Below are 13,561 nucleotides of genomic sequence, written 5' to 3'. Positions count from 1 at the left end.
CGGCCTCAAGAACACTACATCCCGTGTTGCTTGAGAAGACGCGCATAACTGCCATCTGCCTTCATCCGGGCAATCTCCCGATCAAACCCGGCAACAATCTGCTCATGCCTGGGATTTTTCAGGCTGACCAGAATATGCAGGCTGTTCTCACTCAAGGTCTTGGGCAGGAATTCCACCGCGTTGCGCACCCTGGGTGATTCCCGCGCCAGGTGAAAACGCGCGACATACTCATCCTCGACCGTCAGCCGCACGCGCCGGGCCGCGAGCATGCGCACGGCCATGGCGAAGTTATGCACCGGGACTTTTTGCAGTTGGGGATCGGCATCGAACTCCGCCGAATAGGCGTAGCCGCGTACCACGGCGACGGGATAGTCATGCAGTTGCTGCAGGTTCTGGAACTCGATGGGATCATCACGGCGCTTGATAAAACGCACGCGGTTGAGCAGGTACTCGTCGGAAAACTGCCCCAACTGCGTACGCGCCTCGTCGTACCAGGCATTGATCAACACGTCATAACGCCCGTCGCCCACCCCCATCAACGCCCGCGCCCACGGCACCTGCTCGAAATCGCTGGCAAAGCCGGCACGCGCCAGGGCGGTGCTGACGATATCGGTGGCCAGCCCGCCATTGAGCAGGGTCGCATCGGTAAACGGCGGCCATGCATCTGCCACCAGGCGCAAACGTTCTGCGGCCACCGTCGGGACCAGCAACAGCAATACCAGCAAAGCAACGGCACGAGACAGTCGCAGCATGCTTAATGTCCTTGCACAGCGGGCAGTTCCTTGCGGGCAATGGCGTCTGGAAGAACAATGCCCAGGCACCTGACTGTAGCTTATCGCTCGCGGTGTACAGCAGATTACACAAAGAACTGAACCGCGAAAGCACTCAAAGATGGCAAATTGACGTCATTCACAAAAAATAAGGTTTCACAGGTGTTTATGCCACCCCCCAAGACAGTTGCCGGCCAGGGCATTACTATCCAGGCCAGGTCTTTATGCGAGATGGAACGATGACTGTCGATTGGGTTTGCAAGCACCACAATGATCTGGGCAAGGAACAGCTCTACGCCATTTTGCGTCTGCGGGCAGAGGTATTTGTCGTCGAGCAGAAATGCATCTACCAGGACATCGACGATCAGGATCTGGAGGGCGACACCCACCACCTGATGGCCTGGAAGGACAACCAATTGGTGGCTTACCTGCGCCTGCTGGACCCGGAGCTGCATGGCGGTGACGTGGTAATCGGCCGCGTGCTGGTGGCCGAGGCAGCCCGGGGCACTGGCCTGGGCCACCAGATGCTGGAGGAAACCCTCAAGCAGATCGACGATATCTGGCCGCAGACACCGATTTTTCTTTCAGCCCAGGCGCATTTGCAGGGGTACTACGGCAGATACGGGTTCAAGGTCGAGGGTGAGGAATACCTGGAGGATGATATTCCGCATATTGGGATGCGGCGCGCTTGAGGATGCTATCGCGGGCAAGCCCGCTCCCACAGGTTGATTGCGGTCAAATGTGGGAGTGGGCTTGCCCGCGATAGCGTCAGGCCTGCCAACCCAGTTTCAGGGATAACCCAACACCTGCTTGACCTGCACCAGGTTGCGCTCGATCCAGCCACGGTCAATCGCCCCCCAATCGCGAATCCGATAGCGCCCGGCATGATTGCGGGCGCCGTCTTCCTGCTCGAACTCGCAGACGATATCCAGGTCCGCCAATGCGGCGATGGTGTCCTGGGCCGTGCGCCGGGGCATGCCGGTCACTTCGGTCAACGCCGGGACGCTGCTGGCCAATTGGCTGTCGATCAGATACGCCACATACAGGCGGCGGTAGAAACTGCTCTTGGTCTTGCTCACATCCATGCTCGCTTCCTCTTGGTTCAATCCCGCGCTGCGCCCTGCAAGTCGCGATAGGTCAGGTACACCCGCAGGTCGAATTCCACCTGATGGTAGCCGGGCAACATATATTCGCAGAGTTTGTAGAACGCCTTGTTGTGGTCCGATTCCTTGAAGTGCGCCAGCTCGTGGACAACGATCATCTTCAGGAACTCCGGCGCCGCGTCCTTGAACAACGCGGCGATGCGGATCTCTTTCTTGGATTTGAGATTGCCGCCCTGCACCCGCGAAATCGTGGTGTGCAGGCCCAGGGCGCGATGGGTCAGGTCCAGGCGGTTGTCGAACAGCACTTTGTCGATGGCCGGTGCATTGCGCAGGTGCTCCTGCTTCAGGGCCAGGGCGTAGCTGTACAGCGCCTTGTCACTCTGCACCGCATGGCGCTCGGGGTAACGCTGGTGCAGGTAGTCGCCCAATTGATCCTTGGCGATCAATTGGCGCACTTGCTCTTGCAGGGCGGCGGGATAGGCCTGGAGGTATTTCAGCGCAGTCATGGGTTCGAACGGCAGGGGCGTGAGACCGCCAGTGTAGCGAATTCAGCAGGGGCCTGCGCGCAGCGCGAAAGGCTGCGGCCACTGGGAAATATCGTCGGCCATCAGCGACGGGGCCACCAGCGGGCCCTGGATGAATTGGCAGCCATTGGCCTGCAGCCAGTGGCATTGCTCAAGGGTTTCCACGCCCTCGGCAATCACCAGCAAGCCGAAGTGCCCACACAGCTCGATAATACTGCGAGCCAGCGCGGCCTCCCGTGGCGAGTTGAGTACGCGGGCAACCAGGCCGGGGTCGAGCTTGAGCGTGTCGAACTCCAGGTCACGCAGATGCGCCAGGGAGCAGTTGCCCGAGCCAAAGTCATCGAGGGCTATTCGCACACCCAGGCGCCGGAGTTGCTTGAGCTGCTTGGTGGACTCTTCGATATTGTGCATCAGGCTTTCTTCGGCTATTTCCACTTCCAGTTGCCGCCCCTGCAACCCATGTCGCTCCAGTGCCTGCTGCAGCTGGGTCGCCAGGTTGGGCATATTGAACTGGCTGCTACTCAGGCTCACGCTCAGCACCCAGTCATCACTCATGACCGGGGCCCAGGCCTGTCGCGCCAGCGCCACCTGGTGGAAGATCCAACTGCTGAGCTGACTGATCAGGCGCGCCTCCTCCAGCAAGGGCAGGAACAACCCGGGCGGCACATCGCCGACACTCGGGTGCTGCCAGCGCAACAAGGCTTCGACCCCGCGCAAGTGCCCGTCCACCAGGGACACCTGGGGTTGGTACACCAAGGTCACCTGCTTATGGTCGATGGCCTCGCGCACACTGCTTTCAAGCATCAGGCGCGAGCGGGCCCGGCCGTTCATTTCCTGATCGTAATAGCGATATTGCTGACGCCCGGCGCGCTTGGCTTCGTACATGGCGATATCGGCAGCGCGCAGCAGGCCGCTCAGGTCGCGGCCGCAATCGGGGAAGATGGCAATGCCGATACTGACCCCCAGCATCACCTCCAGGCCGTCCACTTGCTGGCAGATCGACACCCGCTCGATCAACTGTTCGGCAAGCTTGGCAGCCTGCTCCGGGTATTCCAGTTCCAGCAACGCGACGAACTCATCCCCACCAAGGCGGCCGAGAATGTCGCAACTGCGCAGGCACAGCGCCAATTGCTCCGAGACCCAGCGCAGTACCCGGTCGCCGGCATCGTGCCCTACGGAATCATTGACCCGCTTGAAGCCATCCAGGTCCATATACAGCAGCACCGTGGAATGCTCGCTGCGCTCGTTGCGCAACAGGATCGTCTCCACGGTCTGATAGAAACCACGCCGATTGAGCAAACCGGTGAGGGGGTCAGTGACGGCCTGGGACTCCAGTTGCTGATGCAGATGGCGCACTTGCGACATGTCCTGCACGGTCACCACCATGGCCTTCTGTTCGCGGGGCAAGGGCGCACAGGACATGGCCACCGGCAGTTGCTGGCCGGGCGCCGTGCGCAGGATCGCGTCGTGCAGGCGCCAGGTTTCACCGCGCAGGTAGCCGGTGTACAACTCGCAGGCAAACCAGTCGGGCATATGGGGTTTTTGCAGGAAGCCCAGGAACGCCTGGCCTTGCAACTCGCCCACCGTGGCGTTGAGCAGTCGCGAAATAGCCGGGTTGGCGTAGCTGATCACCCCGTCTTCGCCCACCACGAGAATGCCCTCGGCGGCGTTGTCGAGCACCGAGGCATTGAAGGCCCGGGCCAGCTCCAGGTCATGACTCAAGCGCTGCAAGGCCCGCCGGTTGCGCTGATGCTCCAGCAAGGCCTGGACCTTGGGCTTGAGGATCAGCGGGTCGAAGGGCTTGAACAGGTAGTCGATAGCGCCGCTGGCATAGCCCTCCAGCACTGCGGCGGGCGATTGCTCAGTGGCACTCAGGAAGATGATCGGGGTCATGCGGGTGCGCTGGCTGCCGCGCATCAAGCGCGCCACTTCGAAGCCGTCCATACCCGGCATCCGCACATCCAGCAGCACCAGGTCCACGTCAGTTTCGAGCAAAAGCCCCAGGGCCTCCTCGCCGGAGGCTGCCGTCACCACCTGCCAGTCGTCGCGCTGCAGGAGCGCGCGCATGCTGATCAGGTTTTCCGGGTAGTCATCGACCACCAGGAGCACTGAGCAGCCTTCGGCCGGGGTTGGAGCGCATTCCATGCTGCATCTCTTCCTTGAGGGTTCATTCCGGTCATTTTTGCGACAAAACCGGACATTCAATGTGGAGTCACTCTAGCCTTGGATCCCATAAAGCAGAAGGTGCGCCGATGCCATCATTGCGCCAAAGGCCACACAACCGACTAACGGTCAGCGCCTACAGCCCACGGATTACGGGAAGGATGGCTTTTTGACAGACCACTGGCGCCAATAAACCGCCATAAAATCATTAACAAACCGTTACCAGCCGCTTATAAAGAACGCGCCAGCCCTTGGGCCAAAGCCTTTTGACCCTTCTTTCGTACAGCAAAGGCGCACTCAATGATTGATCTGTCCACCTGGAACCTGAGCATCCCTGTTGGCACCCCGCCAGCCACCATCGACACCCCCAAACTGCTCAGTGGTTTCAATGGCAAATACTTCCAGGCCGAAGGCAGCAGCGTGCAATTCTGGTCCCCCGTCACCGGTACCCGTACCGAAAACGCCATCTACCCGCGCAGCGAACTGCGGGAAACCTATGCCGACGGCCGGCTGCGCAACTGGACCTACCCAGAGGCCGACAACTACCTGCGCGCCACCCTGGCCATCAACCAGGTGCCCTCCTCGGGCAAGATCGTGATCGGTCAGATTCACGCCTATGACAGCCAGAAACCGCTGGTCAAAGTCGAATACCAATACAAGGAAAAAAACCAGACCGGCAACATCGTCGCCAAGGTGCGCATGCGCCCCGATGACAGCAAAGGCCGGGTGATTATCGTGGCCGAGAATGTGCCCCTGCAGCGCAACTTCACCTACGTCATCCACCTGAACAAAGCCGGTCTGCTGAGCATCGAGGCCGCCAACGGCCAATGGAACGAACGCCTCGGTGCCGCCTGGGGCAAGAAGCCGTTGTACTTCAAGGCCGGCGTATATGTGCAAGACAACAGTGGCGACAGCAAGGAAGGCGGCAAGGTGACATTTGCCAAGCTGGATATTGATCACAACTGACAGTCTGATCATTCTCACGACGCTTTAGGACAGAACCGCGACCCTGGGTCTCGACTTTCTTGTAGGACAATTCGAGTATGGCGCCGCGCATGCGCAATGCTTACCTATAAGAAAGTCATGGAGACTCATCAATGCCCTTCACTCGCACCCTACTCGCCCTGTCCATGGGCATGGTTCTGCTGCAAAACCCGGCCTTCGCTGCCCCGCCCTTGTCGATGACCGACGGGGTGGCCCAGGTCAGTATCCAGGACAGCAACGCCTGGGTTGAGATCAGCAAAGCCGCGTTTGAACACAACATCCGTACCCTGCAAACCAGCCTCGCCGACAAGTCGAAAATCTGCGCCGTGCTCAAGGCCGACGCCTACGGTCACGGCATTGGCCTGCTGATGCCATCGGTGATCAAGCTCGGTGTGCCTTGCGTGGGCGTGGCCAGCAATGAAGAAGCCCGCGTCGTGCGCGAAAGCGGCTTCAAGGGTCAACTGATCCGCGTGCGTACAGCCGCCCTGAGCGAACTGGAAGCGGCGCTGCCGTACAACGTCGAAGAACTGGTGGGCAACCTCGACTTCGCCGTGCGCGCCAGCCTGATCGCCGAACATCATGGCCGCCCGCTGGTGGTACACCTGGGCCTGAACTCCAGTGGCATGAGCCGCAATGGCGTAGAAATGACCACTGCCCAGGGCCGCCGCGACGCCGTAGCCATCACCAAGGTGCCGAACCTGGAAGTGAAGGCGATCATGACCCACTTCGCCGTCGAAGACGCCGCCGACGTACGCACCGGTCTCAAGGCCTTCAACGAGCAGGCCAATTGGCTGATCAACGTCGCCCAACTGGACCGCAGTAAAATCACCCTGCACGCGGCCAACTCCTTCGCCACCCTGGAAGTGCCCGAGTCCCGCCTGGACATGGTACGCCCCGGCGGCCTGCTGTTTGGCGACACCGTGCCGTCGTTTACCGAATACAAGCGGGTGATGCAGTTCAAATCCCACGTAGCCTCGGTCAACAGCTACCCGAAAGGCAACACCGTCGGCTACGACCGCACCTACACCCTGAAGCGCGATTCAAAACTGGCCAACATCACCGTGGGCTATTCCGACGGCTATCGCCGGGCGTTCACCAATAAAGGCATCGTGCTGATCAACGGGCATCGGGTGCCGGTGGTGGGCAAGGTGTCGATGAACACGCTGATGGTGGATGTGACGGATGTGCCAACCGTGAAGAGCGGGGATGAGGTGGTGCTGTTTGGCAAGCAGGGGAATGTCCAGACCACCCAGGCGGAGGTAGAGGATATCAATGGGGCGTTGTTGGCTGACCTTTATACGGTGTGGGGGAATTCAAACCCCAAAATACTGGTCGATAAATAAGCCGAACACCATCCAAATGTGGGAGCGGGCTTGCCCGCGATGAGGGCGTATCAGTCATCCATTTATCGACTGATACACCGCTATCGCGGGCAAGCCCGCTCCCACACTGGTTTGTAGGCGGCCTCAAATAGCGAGCACAAAAAACCCGCATCTCTGCGGGCTTTTTATTAACACCTGAGGCTTAGTTGACCTTAGCGTTCAACTCACCTTTCAAATACCGCTGATACATCGCTTCCAACGACACCGGCTTGATCTTCGAAGCATTACCGGCCGTGCCGAACGCTTCGTAACGCGCAATACATACATCACGCATCGCAGTCACAGTGGCGCCGAAGAACTTACGCGGGTCAAACTCGCTCGGGTTGGTGGCCATCAGGCGACGCATCGCACCGGTGGAAGCCAGGCGCAGGTCGGTGTCGATGTTGACCTTGCGCACGCCGTGCTTGATGCCTTCGACGATTTCTTCAACCGGTACTCCGTAGGTTTCTTTGATGTCGCCGCCGTACTGGTTGATGATCGCCAGCCACTCTTGCGGTACCGAGGAAGAACCGTGCATCACCAGGTGGGTGTTGGGGATGCGCTTGTGGATTTCCTTGATGCGGTCGATGGCCAGCACGTCGCCGGTAGGCGGCTTGGTGAACTTGTACGCGCCGTGGCTGGTGCCGATGGCGATGGCCAGGGCGTCGACCTGGGTGCGCTTGACGAAGTCAGCGGCTTCTTCCGGGTCGGTCAGCATCTGGCTGTGATCCAGCACGCCTTCGGCGCCGATCCCGTCTTCTTCACCGGCCATGCCGGTTTCCAGGGAGCCCAGGCAGCCCAGCTCGCCTTCTACCGAAACGCCGCAGGCATGAGCCAGGGCCACGGTTTGTTGGGTCACGCGCACGTTGTAGTCGTAGTCGGTCGGAGTCTTGCCGTCTTCGCCGAGGGAGCCGTCCATCATCACCGAGCTGAAGCCCAGTTGGATGGAGCGCTGGCATACGTCAGGGCTGGTGCCGTGGTCCTGGTGCATGCACACCGGGATGTGTGGGAATTCTTCGATTGCCGCGAGGATCAGGTGACGCAGGAACGGTGCGCCGGCGTATTTGCGGGCACCGGCCGAAGCCTGGACGATCACTGGGGAGTCGGTCTTGTCAGCGGCTTCCATGATGGCGCGCATCTGCTCAAGGTTGTTGACGTTAAAGGCTGGGACGCCGTAGCCGAACTCGGCTGCGTGGTCCAGCATTTGACGCATGCTGATAAGTGCCATTGTGTCTCTCTCCCGGTCGAGGGTCGTTAATCGTGCAAGCCTGCCGTAGCGGCGGCTGCTATTCAAGTTATTGCAGATCAAGGGGTTGAGCCTTGGCCTGCTGAATCGTTATTGCAGGGTGCGGTTCGCAATCTTTATCGAATTGGAACCGGATCCCATGTGCTCTGTATTACTGGGCCTTGCAGCCCCGGCCGATCAAATCATCGGTGGCAACCCAGTAAACCAGGCCTTCCTCACCTTTTGTGTGAAACGCCAGTTGCTCATTGCTGTACAGCGCGCCGGAAGCGGCCACATCTTCCTTGAGGCGATACACCAGGTCGGAGCCGCCGAGGCGCACATCCACCTGCTTGTGGTCGGTATCAACAAACCGCCAGTTCACCTGGGCCTGGCTGTCGCATACCCAGGTTGTCCATGGTTCTTGCTGCGCTGGTGCCTTGTTGAACATGTTCAGGTTGGCACAACCGGCCAATAGAGCCAGTGCTGCCAGGGCGATAACGCCTTTCATTGCCAATCCTCGAACGGCGGCCCGAGGCCGCCACTGCTGTCGGTTAGTGAATCAGACCCATCAAGGGCAACCCTGTTCCTTACCTTTGGGCGGGGAATCGTATTTCTCCAGCCCGTCGGGCCCTATGCGCTTGCTGATCACCGGCATGGTTTCAGCCTGCCAGTCGGCCTGGTAGCAGCCCTTGTGCGGTGCAGCCCCTGGGGCGTCGTCTGCCGGCGCCTTGGGCGCGCTGCCGCAGCCAGCCAACAGGCCTGCTGCAATCACCAGCGCGAATGGCTTGATCATGGGAATGCTCCTTTTCCAGGCTGCGGGTCTCAGCCCTTGGCTCGACTTTCCAGCACTTCAACGGCTGGCAGGACCTTGCCTTCGACAAACTCAAGGAACGCGCCACCACCGGTAGAAATGTAGGAGATCTGCTCAGCAACGCCATACTTGTCGATGGCCGCCAGGGTGTCGCCACCGCCGGCAATGGAGAATGCCGAGCTTTCAGCAATCGCCTTGGCCAGCACTTTGGTGCCGTTGCCGAACTGGTCGAACTCGAACACACCGACCGGGCCGTTCCACAGGATAGTCCGGGAGGCTTTCAGCAGCTCGGCGAAGTTGGCCGCCGTTTGCGGGCCGATATCCAGGATCATGTCGTCAGCCGCCACATCTGCGATCAGCTTGACGGTCGCTTCGGCGCTTTCGGCAAATTCCTTGGCAACCACCACGTCAACCGGCAGCGGTACGCTGACCTTGGCCGCGATGGCACGGGCGGTGTCCAACAGGTCCGGCTCGTACAGCGACTTGCCTACCGGATGGCCAGCAGCGGCCAGGAAGGTATTGGCAATGCCGCCGCCCACGATCAGTTGGTTGCAGATCTGGCTCAGGCTGTTGAGCACGTCCAGCTTGGTCGACACCTTGGAACCGGCCACGATGGCAGCCATTGGCTGGGCTGGTGCGCCCAGGGCCTTGCCCAGTGCATCCAGCTCGGCAGCCAGCAACGGGCCAGCAGCGGCCAGCTTGGCGAACTTGGCCACGCCATGGGTCGAACCCTCGGCGCGGTGCGCGGTGCCGAAGGCGTCCATCACAAACACGTCGCACAGCGCAGCATATTGCTGGGCCAGTTCGTCGCTGTTCTTCTTCTCGCCTTTGTTGAAGCGCACGTTTTCGAACAGCACGATGTCGCCGGCCTTGACGTCAACGCCGCCCAGGTAGTCAGCCACCAGCGGCACTTCGCGGCCCAGGGCCTTGCTCAGGTAATCGGCTACAGGCTTGAGGCTGTTTTCGGCGGAGAACTCACCTTCGGTCGGACGACCCAGGTGGGAGCAGACCATCACGGCCGCGCCTTTTTCCAGGGCCAGCTTGATGGTCGGCAGCGAAGCCAGGATTCGCGCATCGCTGGTGACTACACCGTCCTTGACTGGGACGTTGAGGTCTTCGCGAATCAGTACGCGCTTACCTTGCAGATCGAGGTCGGTCATCTTCAACACGGTCATGGTCGCAGTTCCTGAATTACTTGATTTTGAAGGGCTAATTTTGAAGAAGCGATGTGCAGATAATGCTCCGCAACATCCAGCATGCGGTTGGCAAAGCCCCATTCGTTATCGAACCAGGCCAGGATATTCACCAGCCTGGGGCCGGAAACGCGGGTCTGGCTGGCATCGACGATGGCCGAATGCGGGTCGTGGTTGAAATCACAACTGGCGTGCGGCAACTCGGTGTACGCCAGCAGGCCTTTGAGCGGGCCGCTGGTGGCAGCCTCGCGCAGGATCCGGTTGACCTCGCTGGCGTCGGTGTCGCTGACAGTCTGCATGGTGATATCCAGGCACGACACGTTCACCGTCGGCACGCGCACTGCTTTGGCCTGGATTCGCCCGGCAAGTTCCGGCAGCAGGCGTTCAATACCACGAGCCAGGCCGGTGGACACCGGAATCACCGACTGGAACGCCGAGCGGGTACGGCGCAGGTCTTCATGGTGATAGGCGTCAATCACCGGCTGGTCGTTCATCGCCGAGTGAATAGTGGTAATCGACACATACTCCAGGCCAATCGCCTGGTCCAGCAGGCGCAACAACGGCACACCGCAGTTGGTGGTGCAGGAGGCGTTGGACACCAGCAACTCGTCACCGGTCAGGCAGTCCTGGTTGACCCCATAGACGATAGTGGCGTCGACATCCGCCTCGCTGGCCATCGGCTGGGAAAACAACACGCGCGGCGCGCCGGCGTCGAGGAACCGCTGGCCATCGGCCCGGGTGTGGTAGGCCCCGGAGCATTCCAGCACCAGGTCGACGCCCAGCGCCGCCCAGTCGATGCCCTCGGGCGTGGCACTGCGCAAAACCTTCACGCAGTTGCCATTGATATGCAGACAATCGCCGTCGATCCGCACTTCGCCGGGGAACCGGCCGTGGGTGGAGTCGAAGCGCGTCAGGTATTCGATGCTGGCCATGTCGGCCAGATCGTTGATGGCGACAATTTCAAACCCGGCCGCCGCCCCTCGCTCGAACAGCGCACGCAAGACGCAACGACCAATCCGGCCGTAGCCGTTGAGTGCAACTTTGTAGGGACGGGGTTGAGGCATGGGGTTCTCGATCAATGTTCGTTCAGTGTTGAATGTTCCATCGCTATCGCGGGCAAGCCCGCTCCCACATTAGACCGAGATCCAAATGTGGGAGCGGGCTTGCCCGCGATGGCGCCAGTACAGACAACGCAGACTGACTTAGTCTTCCAGCAGCTCTTCAGCCTGACCCAGGATGTTTTCCAGGGTGAAACCGAACTCTTCGAACAACGCTGGCGCCGGCGCCGACTCACCGTAGGTGGTCATGCCGATCACGCGACCTTCCAGGCCCACGTACTTGTACCAGTAGTCGGCATGCGCCGCTTCGATGGCAATACGCGCGCTGACCTGCAACGGCAGGACCGATTGCTTGTAGTCGGCGTCCTGGGCTTCGAACACGCTGGTGCACGGCATGGACACAACGCGCACGTTACGGCCTTGGGCGGTCAGCTTGTCGTAGGCCTGAACGGTCAGGCCCACTTCGGAACCGGTGGAGATCAGGATCAGCTCCGGCTCACCGATGCAGTCCTTGAGCACGTAGCCACCACGGCTGATGTCGGCGATCTGCGCGTCAGTACGCACCTGGTGTTGCAGGTTCTGACGGGAGAAGATCAGCGCCGAAGGGCCATCCTTGCGCTCGATCGCGTGCTTCCAGGCCACCGCGGATTCCACCGCGTCGGCTGGGCGCCAGCAATCCAGGTTCGGCGTGGTGCGCAGGCTGGTCAGTTGCTCGACCGGCTGGTGCGTCGGGCCGTCTTCGCCGAGGCCGATGGAGTCGTGGGTGTACACATGGATCACACGCTTCTTCATCAGCGCGGCCATGCGTACGGCATTGCGCGCGTATTCCATGAACATCAGGAAGGTCGCGCCGTAAGGCACCAGGCCGCCGTGCAGGGCAACGCCGTTCATGATGGCGCTCATGCCGAACTCGCGCACGCCGTAGTACATGTAGTTGCCGCTGGCGTCTTCAGCCGAGACACCTTTGCAGCCTTTCCACAGGGTCAGGTTGGAACCGGCCAGGTCAGCCGAACCGCCGAGGAACTCAGGCAGCAACGGGCCAAAGGCGTTCAGGGTGTTCTGGCTGGCCTTACGGCTGGCGATGGTCTCGCCCTTGGCCGCGACTTCGGCGATGTAGGCCGAGGCTTTTTCCGAGAAATCAGCAGGCAGGTCACCGGCCAGGCGGCGTACCAGTTCGTTGGCCAGCTCCGGGAACTCTGCGGAGTAGGCCGCAAAACGCTGGTCCCACTCGGCTTCTGCGGCGCGACCGGCTTCCTTGGCGTCCCACTCGGCGTAGATATCAGCCGGGATTTCGAACGGGCCATGGTTCCACTTCAGCGCTTCACGGGTCAGGGCGATTTCCGCGTCACCCAATGGGGCGCCGTGGCAGTCTTCCTTGCCTTGCTTGTTCGGCGAACCGAAGCCGATGGTGGTCTTGCAGCAGATCAGGGTCGGCTGTTCGCTTTTGCGCGCGGTTTCGATGGCGGTCTTGATCTCTTCCGGATCATGGCCGTCAACATTGCGGATCACCTGCCAGTTGTAGGCTTCGAAACGCTTTGGCGTGTCGTCGGTGAACCAGCCTTCGACTTCGCCGTCGATGGAGATGCCGTTGTCATCGTAGAAAGCAATCAGCTTGCCCAGGCCCAGGGTGCCGGCCAGGGAGCTGACTTCATGGGAAATGCCTTCCATCATGCAGCCATCACCCAGGAACACGTAGGTGTGGTGGTCGACAACATTGTGGCCAGGACGGTTGAACTGCGCCGCCAGGACTTTTTCTGCCAGGGCGAAGCCCACCGCATTGGCCAGGCCTTGGCCCAGGGGACCGGTGGTGGTCTCGACGCCTGGGGTGTAGCCGAATTCCGGGTGGCCCGGGGTGCGGCTGTGCAGTTGGCGGAACTGCTTGAGGTCGTCGATGGACAGGTCATAGCCGGTCAGGTGCAGCAACGAATAGATCAACATCGAGCCATGGCCGTTGGACAGCACGAAGCGGTCGCGATCGGCGAACGACGGGTTGCTCGGGTTGTGTTTCAGGTAGTCACGCCAAAGTACCTCGGCGATATCCGCCATGCCCATTGGGGCACCGGGATGGCCGCTGTTGGCTTTTTGCACGGCATCCATGCTGAGGGCACGAATGGCGTTGGCACGCTCACGACGGCTGGGCATCGCTGATCTCCTGGAGGTTGAATAAAAGAAACGGAAAAAAGGACCGGCATTTTCCCTCAGCCAAGGCCTCAGGGGCAATGACAGATACCGACTTATGTAGGTTTTTCCTGTGGTTTGGACTGCATTGGCGGCAAGAACACTTCCCGCCGTTCGTCTAAAGGTTATAGCGCCTGCTTATAACCACCGATTATCGACCAATATCAAAACTTTTTGATATTGGTCTTGCG

Annotated in this window: 13 protein-coding genes; 3 read left to right on the top strand and 10 right to left on the bottom strand. The window is 60.5% G+C overall.

Annotated features, from left to right (window positions below; all coding sequences use genetic code 11):
• Positions 1 to 14: 14 nt before the first annotated feature.
• Positions 15 to 752, bottom strand: coding sequence for a transporter substrate-binding domain-containing protein (locus tag HBR94_RS15970; RefSeq protein ID WP_057440242.1), 738 nt, complete (start codon positions 750 to 752; stop codon positions 15 to 17).
• 257 nt (positions 753 to 1,009) lie between these two features.
• Between HBR94_RS15970 and HBR94_RS15965 the strand changes: the two genes are divergently transcribed.
• Positions 1,010 to 1,462, top strand: coding sequence for a GNAT family N-acetyltransferase (locus HBR94_RS15965; protein ID WP_057960849.1), 453 nt, complete (start codon positions 1,010 to 1,012; stop codon positions 1,460 to 1,462).
• A gap of 96 nt (positions 1,463 to 1,558) precedes the next feature.
• Here the strand turns inward: HBR94_RS15965 and HBR94_RS15960 are convergent, their stop codons facing one another.
• From HBR94_RS15960 to HBR94_RS15950, 3 genes are read right to left on the bottom strand one after another with little or no spacing between them, the layout of a single operon-like run.
• Positions 1,559 to 1,855 (bottom strand): winged helix-turn-helix domain-containing protein, encoded by a 297-nt coding sequence (locus tag HBR94_RS15960; protein WP_038444032.1) that lies wholly within the window; start codon positions 1,853 to 1,855, stop codon positions 1,559 to 1,561.
• 17 nt (positions 1,856 to 1,872) lie between these two features.
• Positions 1,873 to 2,379, bottom strand: a complete 507-nt coding sequence (locus HBR94_RS15955) for a M48 family metallopeptidase (RefSeq protein ID WP_057440240.1) — start codon at positions 2,377 to 2,379, stop codon at positions 1,873 to 1,875.
• 42 nt (positions 2,380 to 2,421) lie between these two features.
• Positions 2,422 to 4,542, bottom strand: a complete 2,121-nt coding sequence (locus HBR94_RS15950; RefSeq protein ID WP_057440239.1) for an EAL domain-containing protein — start codon at positions 4,540 to 4,542, stop codon at positions 2,422 to 2,424.
• Positions 4,543 to 4,860: 318 nt separating this feature from the next.
• On the opposite strand from HBR94_RS15950, the gene HBR94_RS15945 reads away from it, so the two are divergent.
• Complete coding sequence (locus HBR94_RS15945) at positions 4,861 to 5,526, top strand: polysaccharide lyase family 7 protein (RefSeq protein ID WP_170045178.1); 666 nt, start codon at positions 4,861 to 4,863, stop codon at positions 5,524 to 5,526.
• A 131-nt stretch (positions 5,527 to 5,657) separates the two neighbouring features.
• Positions 5,658 to 6,887, top strand: a complete 1,230-nt coding sequence (gene alr / locus HBR94_RS15940; protein ID WP_115129181.1) for an alanine racemase — start codon at positions 5,658 to 5,660, stop codon at positions 6,885 to 6,887.
• 181 nt (positions 6,888 to 7,068) lie between these two features.
• Here the strand turns inward: alr and fba are convergent, their stop codons facing one another.
• From fba to tkt, 6 genes are all read right to left on the bottom strand, one after another.
• Entirely contained in the window at positions 7,069 to 8,133 is a 1,065-nt protein-coding gene (fba, locus tag HBR94_RS15935; RefSeq protein ID WP_029297347.1) for a class II fructose-bisphosphate aldolase, read from the bottom strand.
• A 169-nt stretch (positions 8,134 to 8,302) separates the two neighbouring features.
• Positions 8,303 to 8,638, bottom strand: a complete 336-nt coding sequence (locus HBR94_RS15930; RefSeq protein WP_057960853.1) for an MliC family protein — start codon at positions 8,636 to 8,638, stop codon at positions 8,303 to 8,305.
• Between the two features lie 60 nt (positions 8,639 to 8,698).
• Positions 8,699 to 8,923 (bottom strand): hypothetical protein, encoded by a 225-nt coding sequence (locus tag HBR94_RS15925; protein WP_057440235.1) that lies wholly within the window; start codon positions 8,921 to 8,923, stop codon positions 8,699 to 8,701.
• Positions 8,924 to 8,952: 29 nt separating this feature from the next.
• The gene (locus HBR94_RS15920) at positions 8,953 to 10,116 is read right to left on the bottom strand and encodes a phosphoglycerate kinase (RefSeq protein WP_170045177.1); all 1,164 of its coding nucleotides are present in this window, start codon (positions 10,114 to 10,116) and stop codon (positions 8,953 to 8,955) included.
• Positions 10,113 to 11,198, bottom strand: a complete 1,086-nt coding sequence (epd, locus tag HBR94_RS15915) for an erythrose-4-phosphate dehydrogenase (RefSeq protein ID WP_057960854.1) — start codon at positions 11,196 to 11,198, stop codon at positions 10,113 to 10,115. The genes HBR94_RS15920 and epd overlap by 4 nt, the downstream gene beginning before the upstream one ends.
• A gap of 138 nt (positions 11,199 to 11,336) precedes the next feature.
• Positions 11,337 to 13,334: a transketolase gene (gene tkt / locus HBR94_RS15910; protein WP_057440233.1), complete on the bottom strand. Its 1,998-nt coding sequence runs from the start codon at positions 13,332 to 13,334 to the stop codon at positions 11,337 to 11,339.
• Positions 13,335 to 13,561: the final 227 nt, after the last annotated feature.

This window comes from Pseudomonas sp. WS 5412 (assembly GCF_012985615.1).
GTDB classification, from domain to species: Bacteria; Pseudomonadota; Gammaproteobacteria; order Pseudomonadales; family Pseudomonadaceae; genus Aquipseudomonas; species Aquipseudomonas shahriarae.
This window is presented reverse-complemented; position numbering and strand designations above follow the sequence as displayed.